The sequence below is a fragment of the Williamsia muralis genome (genome assembly GCF_002735905.1).
Lineage (GTDB): Bacteria > Actinomycetota > Actinomycetes > Mycobacteriales > Mycobacteriaceae > Williamsia > Williamsia muralis_A.
Window position 1 is genome coordinate 236,661 of record NZ_PEBD01000010.1, and the last position, 20,592, is coordinate 257,252.

15 protein-coding genes are annotated in these 20,592 nt (G+C 67.0%); 12 read left to right on the forward strand and 3 right to left on the reverse strand.

All coding sequences use genetic code 11. The annotated features are described in order from the left end of the window. Positions 1 to 171: 171 nt before the first annotated feature. The 4 genes from CSW57_RS14865 to CSW57_RS14880 all read left to right on the forward strand — a co-directional run bounded on the left by CSW57_RS14865 (position 172) and on the right by CSW57_RS14880 (position 7,905). A complete protein-coding gene (locus CSW57_RS14865; protein WP_099383544.1) occupies positions 172 to 3,735 on the forward strand; it encodes an IniB N-terminal domain-containing protein in 3,564 nt (1,187 codons plus the stop codon). Positions 3,736 to 3,882: 147 nt separating this feature from the next. Continuing rightward, a complete protein-coding gene (locus tag CSW57_RS14870; protein WP_223249275.1) occupies positions 3,883 to 5,832 on the forward strand; it encodes a dynamin family protein in 1,950 nt (649 codons plus the stop codon). Beyond that, positions 5,829 to 7,295, forward strand: a complete 1,467-nt coding sequence (locus tag CSW57_RS14875; RefSeq protein WP_099383545.1) for a dynamin family protein — start codon at positions 5,829 to 5,831, stop codon at positions 7,293 to 7,295. The genes CSW57_RS14870 and CSW57_RS14875 overlap by 4 nt, the downstream gene beginning before the upstream one ends. 7 nt (positions 7,296 to 7,302) lie before the next feature. Then, entirely contained in the window at positions 7,303 to 7,905 is a 603-nt protein-coding gene (locus CSW57_RS14880) for a hypothetical protein (RefSeq protein ID WP_099384482.1), read from the forward strand. Positions 7,906 to 7,943: 38 nt separating this feature from the next. Here CSW57_RS14880 and CSW57_RS14885 read toward each other — a convergent pair whose 3' ends face one another. Further along, complete coding sequence (locus CSW57_RS14885) at positions 7,944 to 8,504, reverse strand: hypothetical protein (protein WP_099383546.1); 561 nt, start codon at positions 8,502 to 8,504, stop codon at positions 7,944 to 7,946. A 285-nt stretch (positions 8,505 to 8,789) separates the two neighbouring features. On the opposite strand from CSW57_RS14885, the gene dnaK reads away from it, so the two are divergent. The 5 genes from dnaK to CSW57_RS24490 all read left to right on the forward strand — a co-directional run bounded on the left by dnaK (position 8,790) and on the right by CSW57_RS24490 (position 14,204). Then, the gene (gene dnaK / locus CSW57_RS14890; RefSeq protein ID WP_099383547.1) at positions 8,790 to 10,634 is read left to right on the forward strand and encodes a molecular chaperone DnaK; all 1,845 of its coding nucleotides are present in this window, start codon (positions 8,790 to 8,792) and stop codon (positions 10,632 to 10,634) included. Next, on the forward strand, positions 10,631 to 11,245 hold the full coding sequence (grpE, locus tag CSW57_RS14895; RefSeq protein ID WP_099383548.1) for a nucleotide exchange factor GrpE: 615 nt from the start codon (positions 10,631 to 10,633) through the stop codon (positions 11,243 to 11,245). The genes dnaK and grpE overlap by 4 nt, the downstream gene beginning before the upstream one ends. 94 nt (positions 11,246 to 11,339) lie before the next feature. Continuing rightward, entirely contained in the window at positions 11,340 to 12,524 is a 1,185-nt protein-coding gene (gene dnaJ / locus CSW57_RS14900) for a molecular chaperone DnaJ (RefSeq protein ID WP_099383549.1), read from the forward strand. Beyond that, positions 12,524 to 12,934, forward strand: a complete 411-nt coding sequence (locus tag CSW57_RS14905) for a heat shock protein transcriptional repressor HspR (RefSeq protein WP_023957654.1) — start codon at positions 12,524 to 12,526, stop codon at positions 12,932 to 12,934. Before dnaJ ends, CSW57_RS14905 begins: the two co-directional genes overlap by 1 nt. Positions 12,935 to 13,016: 82 nt before the next feature. After that, positions 13,017 to 14,204 carry a hypothetical protein gene (locus tag CSW57_RS24490; protein WP_189339280.1) on the forward strand — a complete coding sequence of 396 codons (1,188 nt, stop codon included), beginning with the start codon at positions 13,017 to 13,019 and terminating at the stop codon, positions 14,202 to 14,204. Between the two features lie 5 nt (positions 14,205 to 14,209). Here CSW57_RS24490 and CSW57_RS14925 read toward each other — a convergent pair whose 3' ends face one another. After that, on the reverse strand, positions 14,210 to 15,361 hold the full coding sequence (locus CSW57_RS14925; protein ID WP_099383553.1) for an FAD-binding oxidoreductase: 1,152 nt from the start codon (positions 15,359 to 15,361) through the stop codon (positions 14,210 to 14,212). A gap of 164 nt (positions 15,362 to 15,525) precedes the next feature. Here CSW57_RS14925 and CSW57_RS14930 point away from each other — a divergent pair, with 164 nt between their 5' ends. Next, complete coding sequence (locus CSW57_RS14930; RefSeq protein ID WP_099383554.1) at positions 15,526 to 16,680, forward strand: amidohydrolase family protein; 1,155 nt, start codon at positions 15,526 to 15,528, stop codon at positions 16,678 to 16,680. A gap of 33 nt (positions 16,681 to 16,713) precedes the next feature. Here CSW57_RS14930 and CSW57_RS14935 read toward each other — a convergent pair whose 3' ends face one another. Beyond that, entirely contained in the window at positions 16,714 to 18,432 is a 1,719-nt protein-coding gene (locus CSW57_RS14935; RefSeq protein WP_099384483.1) for an FAD-dependent oxidoreductase, read from the reverse strand. A 192-nt stretch (positions 18,433 to 18,624) separates the two neighbouring features. On the opposite strand from CSW57_RS14935, the gene CSW57_RS14940 reads away from it, so the two are divergent. Further along, positions 18,625 to 20,046, forward strand: a complete 1,422-nt coding sequence (locus tag CSW57_RS14940; protein ID WP_099383555.1) for an LLM class flavin-dependent oxidoreductase — start codon at positions 18,625 to 18,627, stop codon at positions 20,044 to 20,046. A gap of 133 nt (positions 20,047 to 20,179) precedes the next feature. Beyond that, positions 20,180 to 20,563, forward strand: a complete 384-nt coding sequence (locus CSW57_RS14945) for an SHOCT domain-containing protein (RefSeq protein WP_099383556.1) — start codon at positions 20,180 to 20,182, stop codon at positions 20,561 to 20,563. Positions 20,564 to 20,592: the final 29 nt, after the last annotated feature.

Genomic DNA, 20,592 nt, shown 5'->3' on the forward strand with positions numbered 1-20,592 from the left:
CGGATGTGCGGGGTCGATCCCCTAGACCCCCTAATGCACCGGGGGGCTTCCCCTAACGCCCCCATCAGCTACGAAGGGGGCGTTGGCCCGTTGGGCCGGGTCCGCAGAACTCATAGCGTGGAGACAATCTCAGCGGAACCACCTGGATCCGCCCGGCAACAGGAGAACGCCATGCCCAGCAACGCAGTACTCGATTTCATCCTCGGCCTCCTCCGCGACGAGAAAGCCGCCAACGCCTACTGCCTGAACCCGCAGGGCGCGCTGAACGCGGCCGGCCTGCCCGAGCTCTGCCACGCCGACATCGTCGCCGCGGCACCGATGGTTGCCGAATCCGGATTGTTCGCGGGCGGGTCGCGGTTGACCAACATCATCAATGCCGGCAACGGCGGTGGGGGCATCGGAGCGATCAACGTCGGCGCGATCGGTGGCGGCCTCGCCGTCGGCGGACTGCAGCTCGGGAACATCGACTTCGGCGACGTGAACTTCGGGAACATCGACCTCGGTGGCTTCGAGTTCGGAAACATCGACTTCGGAAGCATCAACTTCGGGAATTTCGGCAACTTCGACTTCGGATCGATCGACCTGGGGAACATCGATCTCGGACTGATCGATCTCGGAGGTCTCGACCTCGGCGGGATCAACTTCGGTGACCTGGACTTCGCCGGGCAGCTCGCGGTGGTGCTGGCGGCGGCTCTTGCCGGTGGTGTGGCGGTCGGCGGTGAGATCGCTGCCGGTCTCGGCGCGGCCATCGGCGCCATCGTCGGCGGCATCCTGGACCTCGGCGGTGGCCTCGGGGCGATCTTCGACCTCGACGGCGTACTGGACATCGGCGCAACCGTGGCAGCTGTCCTCGGCGCCGGACTCGGCGTGACCGGTGAACTGACCGCAGGCCTGGCCGCAGCGATCAACGCCGCCCTGGCCGTGGTCGGTGGCCTCGACCTCGACGCAGCACTCGGTTTCGCCACCGTCATCGGCGGTGCGCTCACCGCGGCGCTCGAACTCGGTGGCGCCCTTGCCGCTGGTATCGGCGCGGCCTTCGGTGCGGTGATCGGCGGCGCGATCGGACTCGGTGGTGCCCTCGCGGCGAACCTGGCCGCCGCGCTCGCGGCCGGTCTCGATGCCGGACTTGCCCTGGGCGCGGCGCTCACCGGCGTCCTCGGCCTCGGTGCCGGTCTGGCTGCGCAGTTCGGTGCCGCACTCGCCGGTGTCCTCGACGTCACCGGCGCGCTCACCGGTGCACTCGCCGGACTGCTCGATGCGAACCTGCTGCTGGCCCTCGCCGGCGGCCTGACGGCGACCCTGCAGGGTGCACTGGCCGCGGCCCTGGCCGTCGGTGGTGACCTCGCCGGAGAGTTCGGGCTGGCCCTCGGTGCACTGCTCGGTGCCGCAGTCGAACTGGCCGGTGCCCTTGATCTCGAGGCCCTCCTCGCCGTCGACGGTGCCCTGGCTGCTGCGCTGGCCGGTGTCCTCGGACTAGGCGGCGGTCTGACCGCCGTACTGGCCGGGGCTCTTGATGCCGCCCTCGGCGCATTCGGCGCGGTCGACCTCGCTGCGCTGCTCGCCGGCGGTGCCGAACTGGGCCTGGCGCTCGGGACCGCTCTGGCCGGTGTGCTCGCAGTCGGCGGGGAGATCGCTGCCGGACTGGGCCTTGCCCTCGGCGGTGTGCTCGGCGGACTTCTCGAAGCAGACTTCGGAGCCCAGCTGGCCGGTCTGCTGGCCGGAGGCCTGGACCTGGGACTCGCACTCGGCGCGATCATCGAAGGAGCTCTCGGACTGGGCGCTGTCGCAGACATCGCGGCCGGTTTCGGAGCTGCGCTGGCCGCGGCCTTCGGAGCCGGCGGCCTGCTGGCAGCCGACCTGACCGCACTGCTCGCCGGCGGACTCACCGCGACCCTGCAGGGCGCGCTTGTTGCCGTGCTGGCGGCCGGTGGTGACCTGGCAGGCGAGTTCGGTCTCGCGCTCGGTGGTGTCCTCGGCGCCGCGCTCGAACTGGCCGGCGCCGCAGATCTCGAAGCCCTCCTGGATGTCGACGGCGCACTGGCCGCGGCACTCGCCGGGGTGTTCGGACTCGGTGGCGGTCTCGCCGCCGGCCTGACCGGAGCGTTCGAAGCCGCCCTCGGCGCCTTCGGCGACCTCGACCTCGCCGCATTGCTCGCAGGCGGAGCCGACCTAGGTCTCGCCCTCGGCACCGCGCTGTCGGGAGTGCTTGCTGCCGGAGGCGATGTGGCCGCCGGACTGGGTCTCGCCCTCGGCGGTGCGATCGGTGGACTGCTCGACGCCGACTTCGGCGCACAGCTCGCCGGGTTGCTGGCCGGCGGCCTCGACCTCGGGCTCGCGCTCGGCGCGATTGTCGGCGGCGCGCTCGGACTGGACGGAGCCGCGGAGATCGCCGGCGTCTTCGGTGGCGTGCTCGAAGCCGCACTCGCCGCAGGCGGCGTGATCGGCGCCGACCTCACCGCACTGCTGGCAGGTGGCCTGGCCACCGAGCTCGCTGCGGCATTCGCCGGAGTCCTGGCCGCCGGTGGCGCATTTGTTGCCGAGTTCGGAGGCGTTCTCGGCGCTGTGATCGGTGCGGTCGGCGACCTCGACGCCGGTCTGGGAGCCGAACTCGTTGCCGGTCTGACCGGCGCACTGGGCCTCGACGCGGTCCTCGACACCGATCTCGGTGCCGAGGTGGCCGCTGCGCTCGCTGCCGGCGGCGCACTTGCTGCCACCGTCGGAGCGACGCTGGGAGCCACGATCGGTGGAGCGCTCGAAGGCGCTCTGGCCGGTGAACTCGCCGGACTGCTCGAAGGCGGCCTCGACCTCGGTGGCGCCCTGGGTGTGGTCCTGGACGGTGCCCTCGACATCGACGGTGGTCTCGCCGGCGAGTTCGGCGCGGTCCTCGGTACCGCGCTCGGCGCAGCCGGCCTGGTCGCAGCCGACCTCGGTGGACTCGTGGAGACAGAAGTCGGTGCCGGGATCGGCACCGCGCTGGGTGCCGGCGGCGCCCTGGTCGGCGGAATCGACGGAGCCCTCGATGCCGGCGCGGCGGGTGGACTCGCCGCCGCTGCTGCCCTGGTCGGCGGCCTCGAAGCTGCCGGTGATGCGGGCATCGCCGGAGGGCTCGGCGCCGGCGCGATCGTAGGCGGCGGTGTGGAGACCGCAGTGGGTGGTGTCGTCGCCGCAGGCGGCGGATTGATCGCCGATGCCGACACTTCGGCAAACGCGCTGCTGGGTGCGGCCACCGACATCGATGCAGGTCTGGTCGGCGCGGTCGGCGGTGCTGCGGGCGGTGACCTCGACGCAGGTGGCGCCATCGGCGGCGTGGTCGGCGGTGACGCCGCAGGCGGTCTGGGACTGGGCGGCGGCGTCGAATCCGTGCTGACCGGCGGGGCCACCGGTGAACTCGAGAACGCGCTCGACGGCGTGGCCGGACTCGGCGGCGGCGTCGGTGCTCCTGCACCGCTGGATCTCACTGCGGACGCGGGTACCGGACCAGCCGAGGTGACCGGGGACGTGGTCGGCGGCGTGACCGGCGGAGTGGCCGACACCACCACCGGAGTGGTCGGAGGAAACGCAGGCGGCTGGTCGGACATCGACGCCGACAACGCATTCGGCACCGGTGACACCGGACTCACCGGGGCGCTCACCGGCGACAGCGGACTGACGGGCGGACTGCTCGGCGGGGCTGACGCCGACACCACCACCGACGGCGGCGGACAGGTCGACGCGGGCGGTGCCCTCGACGACTGACCGACAGGACTCGAACCCGACAACGTGGACGAGGGGTGTTGTCGCTGACCCTGTAACACCATCGGTCCCGCACACGGTTACGTGTGCGGGACCGATGTGGTTGTGTTCTCGGTAGACCCTTCACCATTTCGACGACCAGCAGACCGGATGACCGATGAAAAGCGCCTCAGCATGAAGAGCATCGCCGGATCGTCGGCCGGGCCCGCCGACGGTGCACCCGAAGGCGCGCAGCCGGGCCGGCTGGGCGAGCTGTTGGGCCGAATGGGTCAGATCGCCGCCAAGTCCGGTCGGCAGGACCTGGTGGACCGGCTCGAGGGAGCCCGTACCCGGGTCACCGATCCGCGCGTACGGATCGTGGTGGTGGGGCCGCTCAAACAGGGCAAGAGCCAGTTCGTCAATTCCCTGCTGAACGTCGAGGTGTGTTCGGTCGGCGACGACGAGACCACCGCCGTGCCCACCCTCGTGCAGAACGGGCAGCAGCCGTCCGCCGAACTGGTTCTCGCGCAACCGGGCAGTGACCCCGTGCGCACCCCGTTGCCGATGGACCAGCTCACCTCCGTGACCCCCGACCACCCGCTGGCCGAGGGACGCGACATCACCCGGCTCGAGGTCAACGTCCCCAGCCCGCTGCTGGCCGACGGCCTGGTGCTGGTCGACACCCCCGGCGTCGGTGGACACGGGAACCCGCATGCCGCAAGCACTCTCGGGCTGATCCCATCCGCAGACGCGGTTTTTGTGGTGTCCGACGCAAGCCAGGAGTTCACCGAGCCCGAGATCTCTTTCCTTCGCCAGGTGATGACGCTGTGCCCGACCGTTGCCTGCCTGATCACCAAAACCGACCTGTACCCCCACTGGCGTCAGATCGTCGACGCCGATCGGGCACACCTCGAGCGCGAGGGACTCGACGTCCAGCTGCTGCCGGTGTCGTCGATGCTCCGTTCACACGCACTGCGTCTCGGCGACGACTCGCTCAATGTCGAGGCCGGATTCGTCGAGGTGTACCGGTTCCTCCGCGAGCAGGTTGTCGCTCGGGCCGACCACTCGACTCGCGAATCGGTGGCCCTGGACCTGCGTTCGGTGTCCGAGCATCTGGCCCTCACCCTGGGCAGTGAACTCGCGGCGATGCGCAGTCCCGAGACGGCCGCTGCCGCGGTCGCTGAACTCACCCGAGCCAAAACTGCCGCCGAGGACATGCAGAAGCGGTCGTCGCTGTGGCAGCAGACCCTCACCGACGGCATCACGGACCTTGCCGCCGACATCGACCACGATCTGCGAGACCGGTTGCGCGCCATCACCCGCGAGGCCGAGCAGGCTGTCGACGAAGGTGATCCGGGCAAGGACTGGCCGCAGCTCACCGAATGGCTCGAGGACCAGATCGCGGTGGCTGTCGGCGACAACTTCGTGTGGGCGCACGAGCGGGCGGTGTGGCTCGCCGAACGGGTGGCCGAGCACTTCGCCGACACCGCCGAGGCCAACCTGCCGCGCCTCGACATCACCGACATCACCGACATCGACGGCATCTTCGATCCGGTCACCGAACTCTCCGACCTCGAGTCCGGGAAGGTCGGCATCACCCAGAAAGTGCTGATCGGTATGCGGGGCTCCTACGGCGGGGTGCTGATGTTCGGCCTCATCGGCACCTTCGCCGGGCTCGCGTTGATCAACCCGATCTCGGTCGGTGCCGGACTCCTGTTGGGCACCAAGGCATACAAGGACGACAAAGAGGCGCGCACCAACGAACGGCGGAACAAGGCCAAGGCCTCCATCCGCAAGTTCACCGACGACGTCAGCTTCCAGGTCGGCAAGGAATCCAAGGATCGGCTTCGCCACATCCAGCGGACGTTGCGTGACCATTTCACCCAGGTCGCCGAGCAGTCGGCACGGTCGATAGGTGACTCGCTGCAGGCGGCCCAAGAGGCCGCGGCGATGGCCGGCTCCGAACAGCGAACCCGGACCGCCGAACTCGAGCAGGAACTCAAAGCTGTTGCGGCGCTGCGAAAGGTGGCGTTGCAGCTGGATCCGGCCATCGAGGCCACGGGGGGTGCTGCGGCAACCCCGGCGGTCAGATCGGCATCGGCGGATCGGGCCGTGGAGTGAGTACCCTCGACCGAGCCCGTGAGCTGCTCGACGCCGCCGAGAAGGTGTGCGGAGGTGACCGCTGGGCGGCCGCCCGGCTGGCCGACTGTTCCGACCGACTCGACGAACCGCTGCGCATCGCCATCGCGGGGTCGTTGAAGGCGGGCAAGTCGACCCTGCTCAACGCGATGGTCGGCCAGGACATCGCACCGACCGACGCCACCGAGTGCACTCGCGTGGTCACCTGGTACCGGCGCGGAGTCAATCCCAAGGTCACGGCACGGTACGACGGCGAGCGATCGGCCGGGATCCCCGTGTTGCGCCGAAATGGCCACCTGACCTTCGACTTCGGCGATCTGACCGCCGAACGCGTCGACCGCCTCGACGTCGAGTGGCCGGCGAGGGCACTCCGGTCGATGACCATCATCGACACCCCGGGTACGGCGTCGCTGTCGCGGGACGTGTCAGCACTGACCGTCGACATGCTCACCCCCGAGGACGGTGAGTCGGGCGCGGACGCGGTGGTCTATCTGCTGCGCACGCTCACCAGTACCGACACCGCCTTCCTCAGTAGAATCGGCGAGTCCATCGGCGGTGAGTCCGGGCCACTGGGCGTGGTGGGTGTCGTGTCGCGGGCCGACGAGGTCGGCGCGGGCCGGGTGGACGCGATGATGTCGGCCAAACAGGTTGCGGCGCGGTTCGCCACCGAGCTCGAACGCACCGGCCTCTGTCAGGCTGTGGTGCCGGTCGCGGGCCTACTGGCTCTCGGCGCGCGCACCCTGCGGCAGGTCGAGTACTCGGCGTTCGTCGCGTTGGCTGCCGTTGCGCCCGAAGAACTCTCGCTGGCGATGCTCTCGACAGACCGATTCGTCCGGCCCGAGACCCCGCTGCCCGTCGAGCCTGGTCTGCGTGCGGAGTTGCTCGACCGCTTCGGTATGTACGGCATCCGGATGGCCGTCACCCTGATCCGGCTCGGAACTCCCGATTCACCCACTCTGGCAACCGAACTGGTCGACCGCAGCGGCCTCACCGAACTCCGGCAGATCATCGATGTGCAGTTCGGGCAGCGCGCCGATCAGCTCAAGACCCACACCGCCCTGATCGCCCTGGAACGCATTCTTGCGCACTATGATTCGGCCGAGACAGAAGAGCTGCGCAAGGCGACGGCGCGCATGCTGGCCGATGTTCACGGGTTTGCCGAGCTGCGGTTGCTCGGCAAACTGCGCACCGGGGGAATCCAGTTGCCGCCCCAGGACCGCGACGACCTGCAACGCATCATCGGTGGCTCGGGCATCGAACCCTGGGCCCGGCTCGGTATCGCACCCGACGACAGCGTCGATCTGCATCGCAAGGCCGCGATGGAAGCGGTGCGGCGCTGGCGCACCCGTGCCGCCCATCCGCTGTTCGACCGGCCGACGGCGGTGGCGTGCACGGTCGCCGCCCGCAGTGCCGAAGGTATTCTCGCCGAGCTCGATTCGCAGTGACGACACCGTGACGCGCCTGCGTTTCGACGGCGACATCTCCGGGATGGGCACCACGGCGGGCGTCCGCATCGTCGTCGGGCACTGGCCGTCATCACATCTGGGCGACTTCGCCGACGTCATGGTCGAGTTCGCCGACGGCGACCGGCTGCTCATCGCACCGAGTGATGAGGTGCGCGACTTCGTCACCGCCACCTACCATTTCGACCGCAGCGTGATCGCCGAAGTGACCTACGAATCGAACGGCTCGCGGGTGTCGGTGCGGGCGGGCGATTTGGAGTTGTCATTTGTCGTCGGCGCGCCGACCCTGCTCGGACGGCTGCTGTCACTGATGCCACGTGCCGTGGTCACGGCGCCGTGGTTCTGTGCAATCAGCGACCCGATCGCCCGGGTGTTCCTGCGCGGTGTGCGAACCCGCGGCTCAGCAGGTGGAGGTCGCCGCGAGTATTACGGCGCGCGGGGTCAGCGGCGCATCGAGTCGGTGGTGGCGGGGTGGCAGGGCAACGACCTCGGCGGACTGACCGACGTCGACCCGCCGGTTCGTTTCGGCTTCGGTTCCACCCCGAAGAAGCCTGCGATGACACTGATCACCACCACGATCGACGAGCGCTAGCCCCGGTCGTCAGCGACCCGGTTTCAGCGGCGGATTTCTCAACGACGGATCGGCGCGGCCCTGAGCCATCGGCTGATGGCGGGGGCGAACAGCAGGGCCGTCGCGACGGCTGCTCCTGCCGCAACCGCGAGCGGCAGCCATCCGGCCGCGGCGCCGAGGACGTCGCGGGCCGGATCGATGACCGTCCAGAACGCGACCGCTCCGACCACCGCGACCACACCGATGGTCACCAGCAGGCTCCGGCTGGAGGGAATGCGGTCACGCAGGCGAATGATCCCGAACAGTCCACATGCCAATACGAGGAACGCCACCACACCACTGGCGATCATCGCGATCTTCACGGTGTCGGCGAGTTCGTCCGGGGTTGCCGACAAGTTGTCCTCGGCGAGCGAGCGGGTCAGTTCGGCGCGCACGTCCGCCTGGTCGAAGCCCACCATCGCGGCCGTCACCACCAGGGCCGCCAACGTGAGCAGCCAGATCACCGCCGCGATGTCGAGAACCCGCGGCCGCTCGTCAGGGATCGGTTCGTGCAGCGGTTCGATCCGGATGTCGGGACGGGCCGGACGGGGGCGCGGAGGAATCGGATCGGGCGGTGTCACGGTCTGAGCGTAACGAGCCTGCCGCCCGGGCCGTGGACTTCCGGAGGCAATGGCTCACCTTGAGTCGGATCGACTCAACTATTTGAGATGATCGGGAACAGTTTGTGCACTTGGTCCGTTACACCTCTCGAGAGACCTGAGCCGCCAAGACTCAACCCGGTTTGACGTGAATGGGATCAACCGGTAACAGTTGAGTCGATCGCGCTGAGGTTTCAGACCGAGAACCACAAACGTGAACAAATTGTGCGCGCACGGTTGCGCCGCACTGCTTATAGGAGGCAACAAATGGCTCGTGCTGTTGGAATCGACCTGGGCACCACCAACTCGGTGGTCTCTGTGCTCGAAGGTGGCGAACCCACCGTTATCGCCAACGCCGAGGGCGCCCGCACCACCCCGTCGGTGGTTGCATTCGCCCGCAACGGCGAGGTTCTGGTCGGACAGCCGGCCAAGAACCAGGCAGTCACCAACGTCGACCGCACCATCCGTTCGGTCAAGCGCCACATGGGCGAGGACTGGACCACGTCCATCGACGACAAGAACTACACGCCTCAGGAGATCAGCGCTCGGACGCTGATGAAGCTGAAGCGCGACGCCGAGAGCTACCTGGGTGACGAGGTCGTCGACGCGGTCATCACCGTCCCTGCGTACTTCAACGACGCCCAGCGGCAGGCCACCAAAGAAGCCGGCCAGATCGCCGGCCTCAACGTGCTCCGCATCGTCAACGAGCCCACCGCCGCCGCATTGGCGTACGGCCTGGACAAGGGCGAGAAGGAACAGACCATCCTGGTGTTCGACCTCGGTGGCGGTACGTTCGACGTCTCGCTGCTGGAGATCGGCGACGGTGTCGTCGAGGTCCGGGCGACCTCCGGTGACAACCACCTCGGTGGTGACGACTGGGACCAGCGTGTCGTCGACTGGCTCGTCGACAAGTTCAAGGCGCAGAACGGCATCGACCTGACCAAGGACAAGATGGCCCTGCAGCGTCTGCGTGAGGCCGCCGAGAAGGCGAAGATCGAACTGTCCTCGGGACAGAGCACCTCGATCAACCTGCCCTACATCACGGTCGACGCGGACAAGAACCCGCTGTTCCTCGACGAGCAGCTCACCCGCAGTGAGTTCCAGAAGATCACCAATGACCTGCTCGAGCGCACCCGTGCGCCGTTCCAGGCTGTGGTCAAGGACGCCGGCATCGCCGTCGGCGACATCGACCACGTCGTGCTCGTCGGTGGCTCCACCCGTATGCCCGCCGTCAGCGACCTGGTGCGTGAACTGACCGGAGGCCGCGAGCCCAACAAGGGTGTCAACCCGGACGAGGTCGTGGCCGTCGGTGCCGCACTGCAGGCCGGTGTGCTCCGCGGTGAGGTCAAGGACGTCCTGCTCCTCGACGTCACCCCGCTCTCCCTCGGTATCGAGACCAAGGGCGGTGTGATGCACAAGCTGATCGAGCGCAACACCACGATCCCGACCAAGCGGTCGGAGACCTACACCACGGCAGAGGACAACCAGCCGTCGGTGCAGATCCAGGTGTATCAGGGCGAGCGTGAGATCGCCTCGCACAACAAGCTGCTCGGTTCGTTCGAGCTGGCCGGTATCGCGCCTGCACCGCAGGGTGTCCCGCAGATCGAGGTGACCTTCGACATCGACGCCAACGGCATCGTGCACGTCACCGCCAAGGACAAGGGCACTGGCAAGGAGAACACCATCCGGATCCAGGACGGTTCCGGCCTGTCCAAGGACGAGATCGATCGGATGATCAAGGACGCCGAAGCGCACGCCGACGAAGACCGGAAGCGTCGCGAAGAGGCCGAGACCCGCAACCAGGCGGAGTCGCTGGTCAACCAGACCGAGAAGTTCCTCAAGGAGTCCGACGACAAGGTCCCGGCCGACCTCAAGACCAAGGTCGAAGGGTCGATCGAGGGCGTGCGTGAGGCCCTCAAGGGCAGCGATCTGGGCGCCGTGAAGTCGGCGGTAGAGAAGCTGACCACCGATTCGCAGGAGCTCGGTCAGGCGATCTACGCCAACGCAGCTGCCGAAGGTGACGGCGCTGCCGCTGCCGGCGGGGCCGACGATGTCGTCGACGCCGAGGTCGTGGACGAAGGTGCTGACAACACCGCCGGAGAGAACAAGTGACCGGTCCGGAATCCGATCCGGCGACCGCCACGGAGGAAGCTCCTCCGGCCACGGATGCCGCGGGCGCGCCCGTAGACGGCGCAGACGCGGCACCCGCTCCGGAATCGGATGACACGGTGGATGCGGCCATCGACGACGCGGTCGCCGATGTCGCGGGCTCGGACAATGAGTCCGAGTTGCTCGCCGACCTGCAGCGTGTGCACGCGGAGTACGCCAACTATCGGCGTCGCGCCGAGCGCGAGAAGGTCAGCGCGCAGCAGTACGGCAAGGGTGATCTCATCAAGTCGCTGCTGCCTGTCCTCGACGACCTGGACCGCGCACGTGCGCACGGTGACCTCGAAGCGGGCCCGCTGCGTGCGGTGGCCGATAAGATCACCGAGACACTGACCGCGGCCGGTCTCGCCTCGTTCGGGGCCGAGGGCGACGAGTTCGACCCGGCGCTGCACGAAGCGGTGCAACATGAAGGTCAGGGTTCGAACCCGGTGATCGGGACGGTGTACCGGCAAGGTTTCCGTCTCGGCGATCGGGTACTGCGCACCGCCATGGTCGTGGTGGTCGACGGTCCGGAACCGGCAGTACAGACCCCTGTGGGTCAGACCGACGAAGGATGAGCATTCCGGCCCAGGCGCACCGCGCCTGGGCCGGGATCGCTACCAAGACTTTTTGCACAGAACAAGATTGAGAAAGAGAAGGAGGTGACGCCTGGTGGCTCCTCAACGTGAGTGGCTCGAACAGGACTTCTACAAAGCGCTGGGCGTTGCATCCGATGCGTCCGCCGACGACATCAAGCGGGCCTACCGCAAGCTGGCGCGCGAACTGCATCCCGATGCGAACCCGAACGACCCGGTTGCCGAAGAACGCTTCAAGCTGGTTTCCGAGGCGCACAGCGTGCTGTCCGACCCTGCCAAGCGCAAGGAGTACGACGACACCCGGCGGATGTTCGCCGGCGCGCGCGGTCGCGGTGGTGCTGCCGGATTCCCCGGCGGCTATGGCACCACGGCCGGAGGTCAGGAGTTCAACCTCAACGATCTGTTCGGTGACGCGGCGGGCGGACAGCCCGGCGGCGCAGGTGGATTCAGCGACCTGTTCGGCGGCCTGTTCAACCGCACCGCCACCCCCCGTGGCACCCAGACCCGCAGTCGTCGCGGCAACGATCTGGAAACCGAGACCACGCTGACCTTCAAAGAGGCGGCGCTGGGTACCTCGAAGACCATCACCATCACCAGTTCGGCGCCGTGCACGAACTGTCATGGCAGTGGCGCAAAACCAGGCACCAGTCCGCGGGTGTGCCCCACCTGCAACGGTGCCGGCGTGGTCAGCCGCAATCAGGGCGCATTTGGATTCAGCGAACCGTGTTCGGACTGCCGCGGCACCGGATCCAAGATCGACGATCCGTGCCCGGTGTGTGAGGGCGACGGCGCCACGGTCCGTACCCGCCCGATCACCGTGCGCATCCCGCCCGGTGTGTCCGACGGCGGCAGGATCAGGCTGGCCGGGCAGGGCGAAGCGGGCCTGCGCGGAGCACCGTCGGGCGACCTGTACGTCAGCGTCCACGTCTCACCCGACCGCACGTTCACCCGCAGCGGCGACGACGTGAAGGTGACCCTCCCGGTGACCTTCGCCGAACTGGTCCTCGGCACCACGGTGTCGGTACCGACACTCGACGGCAGCGTCGGGTTGAAGATCCCGCCGAACACCGTCGACGGACGCACCCTGCGGGTCCGCGGCCGTGGCGTCGCCAAACGCGCCGGCGGTGCCGGCGATCTGTTGGTGACCGTGAAGGTCGCAGTGCCGCCCAAGCTCGACGACGCGGCCATCGAAGCTCTTGGCAAGTACGCCGCGGCAGAAAAGGCCAGCGGTTTCGACCCGCGTGCGAATTGGGGTAAGTGATGAGCTCCCGCCGTGAAGAACGTGAATCCGCCGACCAATCGGCGCGGATGTTCGTGATCTCGGTGGCCGCCGAACTGGCCGGCATGCACGCGCAGACACTGCGCACCTATGACCGCCTCGGGCTCGTCACCCCCCAACGCGCGGCGGGTGGCGGGCGGCGGTACTCCAGCCGCGACGTCGAACTGCTCCGCGAGGTGCAGCGACTGTCGCAGGACGAGGGTGTGAACCTTGCCGGCATCAAGCGCGTGATCGAGTTGACCAACCAGGTCGACGCGCTGCAGAGCCGGATCCGTGAACTGGAGGCAGAGGTCGCCGCCCATCGCGCGAGCAGTCGCGGCGAGCTCGTCCCGATGCCGCGAACCAGCGCGTTGGTCGTGTGGAAGCCGCGCCGCGAGCGCGGCGACAGATGAGCACGGCGTCGGCAGGAGTCGACTCCGCCTCGCATTTCGTGAGTTTCGGTAACAGCGCCTTCGATGAGAGCGATACTCAGGTATGAGCCAGGTACTCGGGATTTCGATCACCGACCTGGAGATCGCCTCGGTGGTCGCCGATTCCGGCACCGGTGAGGTATTGGCCCGCAACTTCGTGGAGTTGACGGGCCCTTCTCCTGAGATCGCCTTCGACGCGATCTATCAGTTGGTCGAGTCAGCACCCATCACGCCGTCGGCGATCACCATCGCATGCTCCGACAGCGGAATGCAGTTGGCGATCGACGACATCCTCGCCGCGAAAGTCGTGCCCGACTTCATTCTGCCGCCGAACCCAGCAAATTCCTCGGCCGGGCCGATAAAACCTGCGTGGTTCGCGCGCACGACCGTCGTCGGGACCCCACTCGCGTTCGCCGAGCTCGCGACCACTCAGTTCGGTTCACGCGGTGTTGTGGTGGTGGCCGACCTCGACACCACCGGGGCCCTGTTCACCGGCCAGTCCGTCGCACTCATCGACACCTCGGCCCGCACCGTCGTGGGGGCCAGTGCAGTGTCCGGATTCGGTGAACGGCTTCCGGTCACCGAGCCCGAGGGCGCGCAGACCCTCGCCGACGCGATCGCTGTCATCCCCAACCCCAGCAACGCCGTCCACGGAGTTGTGGTGGTGGGCCCGGGCGCTCAAGTTCCCGGCGTCGCGCCGTCGCTCGAATACGCCCTGCAACTACCCGTGCAGCTGGTGGACGATCCCCAATACGCCGCCGCGAGTGGCGCGGCCATGGTCGCCGCCGCCGCGGTGGGGCACAGTCGCGACAACAACCGATGGGTGCTGGTCTCGGCGAGCGCCGGTGCCGCGCTGCTGCTGGCCGTCGGGGTGATCATCGCGGTCGTGATGACCGGTGGCAGCAACAATCCCGAGACCGTGAGCGACGACAACTCCGTCACCGCCAAGTTCTCGAGCACCAGCACCACCACCCCTGTGACCACGTCGAAGGGGCTGTCGCGCATCTCGTCTCCGACCATCTCGGTGCCCGCAAGCAGCACTCGGACGATCCCGGCTCCGCCACCGGCTCCGCCGACCACCATCACTCAGGCGCCGCCGCCGATCACCGTCACCCAGCCACCACCGCCGGTGACAACAACTGATCCGCCGGAGACCACCGATCCGCCGGAGACCACCGACCCGCCGGAGACCACAACCTCCACGACAACCACTACGCCCGGCATCACCACAACCACGACCACGGTTCCGTAGGCCGGCTACACCGGGTCGTACTGCATCAAGCTCGCTCGGATACCCGCGATGAGCAGGCGTCTCCGGGTGGTGGCCAACATCTCGGGTGAACCCGCGAGCAGCACTTGATGATCGGTCCAGTCGCGGTCATAGCCGAGTACTGCGTCGGCGAGTTGGCCCTGCATCCGTTCCAGTTCGATGGTCTGATCGTGCTCGCTCGGGGTGCTCCACCAGGGATCGGTCTCGTCCTCCACCACGGTGGTGATGGTGAGCCACGGGTTGGTCGCCGCGATCTGCCATAAGAACGACAGATCGTAGAGATCCGCCGGGTACCGCGCACCGTAGAACAGGTGCACCTGAGGCGCGTCGACCCGGCGCGCGAGTTCGATGATCATCGCCCGCAGGGGTGCGAGCCCGGTTCCGCCCGCGATCATCAACACGTCGCGGTCGGGCATCAGGTGCAGGGTCCCGTGGTTCTGTGCGAACGTCCACACGTCGCCGACCTGGGTTTCGGTGACTATCGAGTTGCTCACCGAGCCGCCGGGAACCGCTCGGACGTGGAACTCCAGCTCACCGGCGGGGTTGGCGGGGATGGACGGCGAGAGATGGCGCCATATCCGCGGCCATTGGGGTATCTGCACTTCGAGGTACTGGCCGGCCGAGTAGGTCAGTGGTGTGCGGCTGAGCAGCCGCACGATCGCCAGGTCGCGGGACAACCGGTACTTCTCGGCGACCGTCGCCTGCCACGTGGCCGGACCCTTCGCCGAATGTGCGGCGCCCCGCATCACGCCCGTGGTGAGCATCAGCGCCTGTGACACCACATTTGCGGACTCCTCGTCCCATTGGGGGCCCATCGTCGCAGCGATCTCACGGGTCAGCGCCACGAGGAATTGCTGGTAATGCTCCTCGGTGACCCCGAACTTGCGGTGGTCGCGGCCGAGCTGGCCGAGGAAGTCCAGCAGATGGGGATGGCTGCTGCTGTCGGGGACCGTTTCGAGCACGTAGTCGATGACGCGGAACAGGGTTGCCCGCTGATGGGCCATGTTCGCCGGGAAGAGGTCGCGCAGCTCGGGGTTCATCGCGAACAGGCGCAGATAGAAGTTCGCGGTGAACCGGTCGGCATCTCGTCCCAGCACATCGCGCACCTGCAAGAGCACATGCCGTGTATGGGTACCCACGCCGCGTCGGCCTTCCCTCATCGCGCTGCGAACAACGCCTGTCAGCATAGATACTTCCGCGACAGACCGTATTTTATTGTCCCGCGTTCCGCGCAGGAATGGACTGTCGCATTCGGTCGCGAACTTGCGATCAGTGTGCGTACAACGCTGGGTACAGTCATTCCATGGCAAAAGGACGGGCAGAGGACTCTGCGCGATCCGAAGGGGATACGCGTTTGTCCGGTGGGGCACTCCTGGGGATCGTCCCCGGCGTCATCGACACGCACATTCACCAGTGGGACCCGCTCCGGACCCCGCGTGAGGCGGCAAAGCGCACCCGCATCTACCGGGCGGCGCCGGTACTGGGCAAGGCCATCTTCCGGTATGCCGTTGCCCAGCGCGACCGCGAACTCGTGCTCGACCCCAAGTTCGTCACCCGGCCGTATCTGCCGAAGCACTACTACGCCGACGCTGCCAAGGTGGTGCCGCTGACCGGTGTTCCGGTGGAGTCCGTGGTGCACATGCAAGCCGACTGGCGCACGGACGATCCGATGGCTGCCGCCGCCGAGACCCGCTGGGTCACCAGCCTGCCGTTCGGTCAGGAAGGTGCGCCAGAACTCGGTGCCGTGATCGCCAGAGGTGATCCTCGTGGCCCCGAATTCTCCCAGCAGCTGGACATGCATCTGGAGATCAGTGAGTTGGTCCGCGGCATTCGGTGCATGGCAGCGTGGCACCCCGACCCCAAGGTGCGCAGCTGGGCCGACACCGGCGGGCTGTTCGCCTCGGCCGACTTTCTCGAAGGGTTCGGCGCCCTCGCCGAGCGCAACCTGGTCTTCGAGGCGTGGGTGTACTCCCACCAACTGCGCGACGTTCGCACGCTGGCACGCGAGTACCCGGACACCACCATCGTGCTGAACCATCTGGGCACCCCGGTGGGTTTGTTCGGGCCGATGGGCCAGAGCACCGGTCACACGGCCGCCCAGCGTCACGAGCTGATGCGTGCATGGCGTGAGGACATCAGCGCGGTTGCCCAGTGCCGCAACGTGATCGCCAAGCTGTCGGGCATCGCTTTCCCGTTGCTCGGTTATGGACACCAGCGGTCGGGCAACATCGGCACCCAGCAGACACTGACGAACATGACCGGACCGCTCCTCGAACATGCGGTGTCGGTGTTCGGCCCGGATCGCCTTATGTTCGGTTCCAACTTCCCGGCCGACAAACCCAACGCGTCGATGGCAACCATTGTGGGCACCCAACTCGACGTGCTCGCCCCCTACGGGGAAGACCTGCTACGCAAGGTGTTTCGCGACAATGCCCGCCGGGTGTACTCGATCGACTGATCAATGACTGATCAATGACTGATCAATGACGGATCAATGACTGGGCGGCAGGTTCGCCAGCCGTAGTTGCGACAACCTGTCGTGCACCAGCGGCACCGACGACGCCCCTTCACCGCTGGCGGAGGCCACGCGTTTCATGGATCCGCTGCGAACGTCGCCGACCGCGAAGATGCCGGGGACGCTGGTCTCGAGGAATGCCGGGGGCACGCCGTCCACCCAGAGCTCTTTCGGCACGGACCGTCCGGTCAGCAGGAAGCCGTGGTCGTCGCGGGCGACCTGCGCGGGGATCCAGTCGCAGGTGGGGGCGGCGCCGAGCAGCAGGAACAGGCCGGCCGCCTCGACCCGTTCAGGCGTCCGGCTTCTGTTGTCGCACAGAGTGAGCCATTCCAGATGACCGTCGCCACCGCCATCGATCACCTCGGTGTACCCGCGGACGGTGATGCGCGGGTTGGCCTGGATCTCACGGATCAGGTAGTCCGACATGGTTTCTGCGAGACCGTCGCGCCGCACCGCGATGGTGACCGCATCGGCGAAACGTGACAGGTGCATGGCCGCCTGCCCCGCCGAATTGCCGCCACCGACCACCACGACGTGCTTGCCGGTCATCTCGCGGGCCGCGCTGGTGGCTGCGCCGTAGTAGACCCCGGCGCCGACAAGATCTTCGATGCCACGCACGCCGAATCGGCGGTAGGCCACACCTGTTGCGATCACGATGGTGCGGGCGCACATCTTGGCGTCGTCCACCCGGACGTGGTGGTGGTCGGTACCCACCTCGATGCTGGTGGCGCCGCGACCGCTGAAGAACTGGGCCCCGAACCGGCTCGCCTGGATGCGGGCACGCTGGGCCAGTCGCATGCCGGAGATACCCCGGGGGAAGCCGAGATAGTTCTTGATCATCGAGCTGGTTCCGGCTTGACCACCGATCGCGCCGGATTCGAGCACTGTGGTGGACAGACCTTCGGATGCGCCGTACACGGCAGCGGCGAGCCCGGCCGGCCCCGCGCCCAGCACCACGACGTCGGAGACGGTTCCCTCGGGGATGCTGTCCGCCGAACCGTAGACCGATTCGGCCACCTGCGTGAGAGTCGGCCGCGACAGTGGGGGGCGCCCGGCGCGGGAGAGGATGGGAAACTCCGCCTTGCCTTCGACCGAAGCGAGCAGGGCCCGTCCCGCAAGCGATTCGGGACTGTGGATCTGCACGGGCATGCCCATCCGGTCCAGGAAGTCGCGGATCGCGGAGAGCTCGGATGATGGCCCGTCGGTGACGATCTGGATGAAGGCGACCTCGGGTGCGGCCACCGACCAGCCCCAGTCGGACAGGTACTCGACGATCGCGGTGTGAAACTCCTCGTCGCGCTGCCCCTGCGGGATCGCGAGATAAGTGTCGTACTTGCCGGCGGAGATCTCGCCGCGCAGGTCGTCGAACGAGGTGCCGAACTTGCTGGCCGGGATCAAAGCGATCCGCCGCGCGGTGGGCACCAGATAGCGCATCTTGTGCAGCAGTCGGGACCCGTTCCAGCCCTCTTCGAAGGCGGACAGTTCGGAGACGATGAGCGCCACCGGAACGTCGTGCGCGAGCAGCGTCTTGACGGTCTCGATGGCAGCGGCTGCCGTTTCGGTGAAGACGACGGAGTAGTCGCGGCCGTAGCGGCTGCGGATCTCGTCGACGATGGTGTTGCGGTTGTCTTCGGTGACCACCAGCACGATGGCGGGGGTCAGTCGTTCGCCGGGTCCCAACTCATCTGTGCCCAACTCTTCTGTGCCCAACTCTTCTGGGCTCAACTCTTCTGGGCCGACATCTTTTGGACCCAGTCCTTCTTCGGATGCAAATACGCTCACCGGTCAAATTTAGTAGGTCATTCGGTCCAGCGTGATTCCAAGTGTTTCCCGTGGGCCGTGTGCTGCCAAGAATTGGCCTGCAACTGCCCGTGGAAGGTGTACCGAATGACCCGCAAGATCCGGTTCAACGCGTTCGACATGAACTGCGTAGCCCATCAATCGCCAGGTATGTGGCGTCATCCCGACGACCGGTCGTGGGACTACAACACCCTCGACTACTGGGTTGATCTGGCGAAGGCGCTCGAAGGTGGCGGTTTCGACGGGCTGTTCATCGCCGACGTGTTGGGCACCTACGACGTGTACGCCGGCACCGACGAAGCGGCGATCCGGCAGGGCGCCCAGATCCCGGTGGCCGATCCGCTGTTGCTCGTCTCGGCGATGGCCCACGCCACCGAACACCTCGGGTTCGGTATCACCGCGGGCACCGGATTCGAGCATCCGTATCCGTTCGCCCGGCGGTTGTCGACGCTCGACCACCTGACGCGTGGCCGGATCGGATGGAATGTCGTCACCGGCTATCTGCCCGCTGCAGCCCGCAACATGGGTGAGGTCGATCAACTCGAACACGATGCCCGCTACGACCACGCCGACGAATACCTCACCGTGCTCTACAAGTTGTGGGAAGGCTCGTGGGAACGGGATGCGGTGCGCCGCGACAAGGAGCACGGTGTGTTCGCCGATCCGGCGAAGGTCCACCACATCGGCCACCGTGGAACGCATTTCAACGTTCCTGGTATCCACCTGCACGAGCCATCGCCGCAGGGCTCACCGGTCATCTATCAGGCCGGGGCATCTCCCCGCGGGGTCAAGTTCGCAGCAGAGAATGCCGAGGCCATCTTCGTCGGGGCGCCCACCAAGGACATCTTGCGGACCCTCGTGGAGAACATCCGCGGACAGCTGGTGGCGGCAGGCCGCGACGCCTACGACGCCCGGATCTACACGCTGCTGACGATCATCACCGACGAGACCGAGGAAGCTGCCCAGGCGAAGGTCGCCGAGTACCGGCGCTACGCCAGCGACGAAGGGGCACTGGTGTTCATGTCGGGCTGGATGGGCATCGACCTGTCGCAATACGACCTCGACGAGCCGATCGGCAACGTGCACAGCAACGCGATCCAGTCCGCGGTGGCCGCGTTCAGCCAGGCTTCGGATACCGGCAAGGAGTGGACCATCCGCGACATCGCGGCGTGGGGCGGGATCGGAGGGATGGGCCCGCTGTTGGTCGGGTCGGGAGAGAGCATCGCCGACCAGTTGCTCGAGTGGGCAAACGACACCGATGTCGACGGATTCAATCTCGCCTACGCGGTAACCCCCGGAACGTTCACCGACGTCATCGAGCACGTGGTCCCCGCGCTGGAGGCACGGGGAGCGTACGACCACGCGTACGTGCCGGGAACTCTGCGGCACAAGCTGTTCGGCAAGGGTGATCTGCTTCCCGACCATCACCGAGGTGCGAGCTTCCGGGTGGGCGGCGTCAACTCCACGGTGGACGACTCTCTGCGTTTCGGAGCGGTCGCGCCCGCCTGACAAACGCAGTCGCGACCAGCTCGAGTGGCCTCGAGGTGAACGTCAACCGCACCCGGAATGTGCTTTCACATGCCATGATTCCGAAGAGGTCGCCGATGTCGGCGAGACACCATCAAGCAAGGAGTGGTCGGTCATGTGGGATTCATTCTGGGATTTCATCTGGTACACCGTGGTGATATTCGCGTTCATCGCGTATCTGATGATTCTCTTCAACGTTCTCGCGGATTTGTTCCGCGATCACAAAACATCCGGATTGGTCAAAGCCATCTGGATCATCTTCTTGATCCTGCTGCCGTACATCACCGTGTTCGTCTACTTGATCGCTCGTGGCCGGGGAATGGCAGAACGTGCGGCCGCGTCGCATGAAGCTGCCAGGAAGCAAGCCGACGACTACATCAGGCAGGCGGCGGGTACGTCACCGGCAGATCAGATCGCCCAGGCCAAGGCGCTTTTGGCCGATGGCACCATCGACCAGAACGAGTTCGAGCAGCTGAAAACCAAAGCGCTCAGTTCCTAGTTGGGGCCGGGCCGGACGTAGGGCTCGGT

What these genes read in the sequence shown, in the direction of transcription:
- CSW57_RS14865 (WP_099383544.1), top strand. Translation starts at nt 172, where the DNA reads ATGCCCAGCAACGCAGTACTCGATTTCATCCTCGGCCTCCTCCGCGAC.
- CSW57_RS14870 (WP_223249275.1), top strand. Translation starts at nt 3,883, where the DNA reads ATGACCGATGAAAAGCGCCTCAGCATGAAGAGCATCGCCGGATCGTCG.
- dnaK (WP_099383547.1), top strand. Translation starts at nt 8,790, where the DNA reads ATGGCTCGTGCTGTTGGAATCGACCTGGGCACCACCAACTCGGTGGTC.
- CSW57_RS14905 (WP_023957654.1), top strand. Translation starts at nt 12,524, where the DNA reads ATGAGCTCCCGCCGTGAAGAACGTGAATCCGCCGACCAATCGGCGCGG.
- CSW57_RS24490 (WP_189339280.1), top strand. Translation starts at nt 13,017, where the DNA reads ATGAGCCAGGTACTCGGGATTTCGATCACCGACCTGGAGATCGCCTCG.
- CSW57_RS14930 (WP_099383554.1), top strand. Translation starts at nt 15,526, where the DNA reads ATGGCAAAAGGACGGGCAGAGGACTCTGCGCGATCCGAAGGGGATACG.
- CSW57_RS14940 (WP_099383555.1), top strand. Translation starts at nt 18,625, where the DNA reads ATGACCCGCAAGATCCGGTTCAACGCGTTCGACATGAACTGCGTAGCC.
- CSW57_RS14945 (WP_099383556.1), top strand. Translation starts at nt 20,180, where the DNA reads ATGTGGGATTCATTCTGGGATTTCATCTGGTACACCGTGGTGATATTC.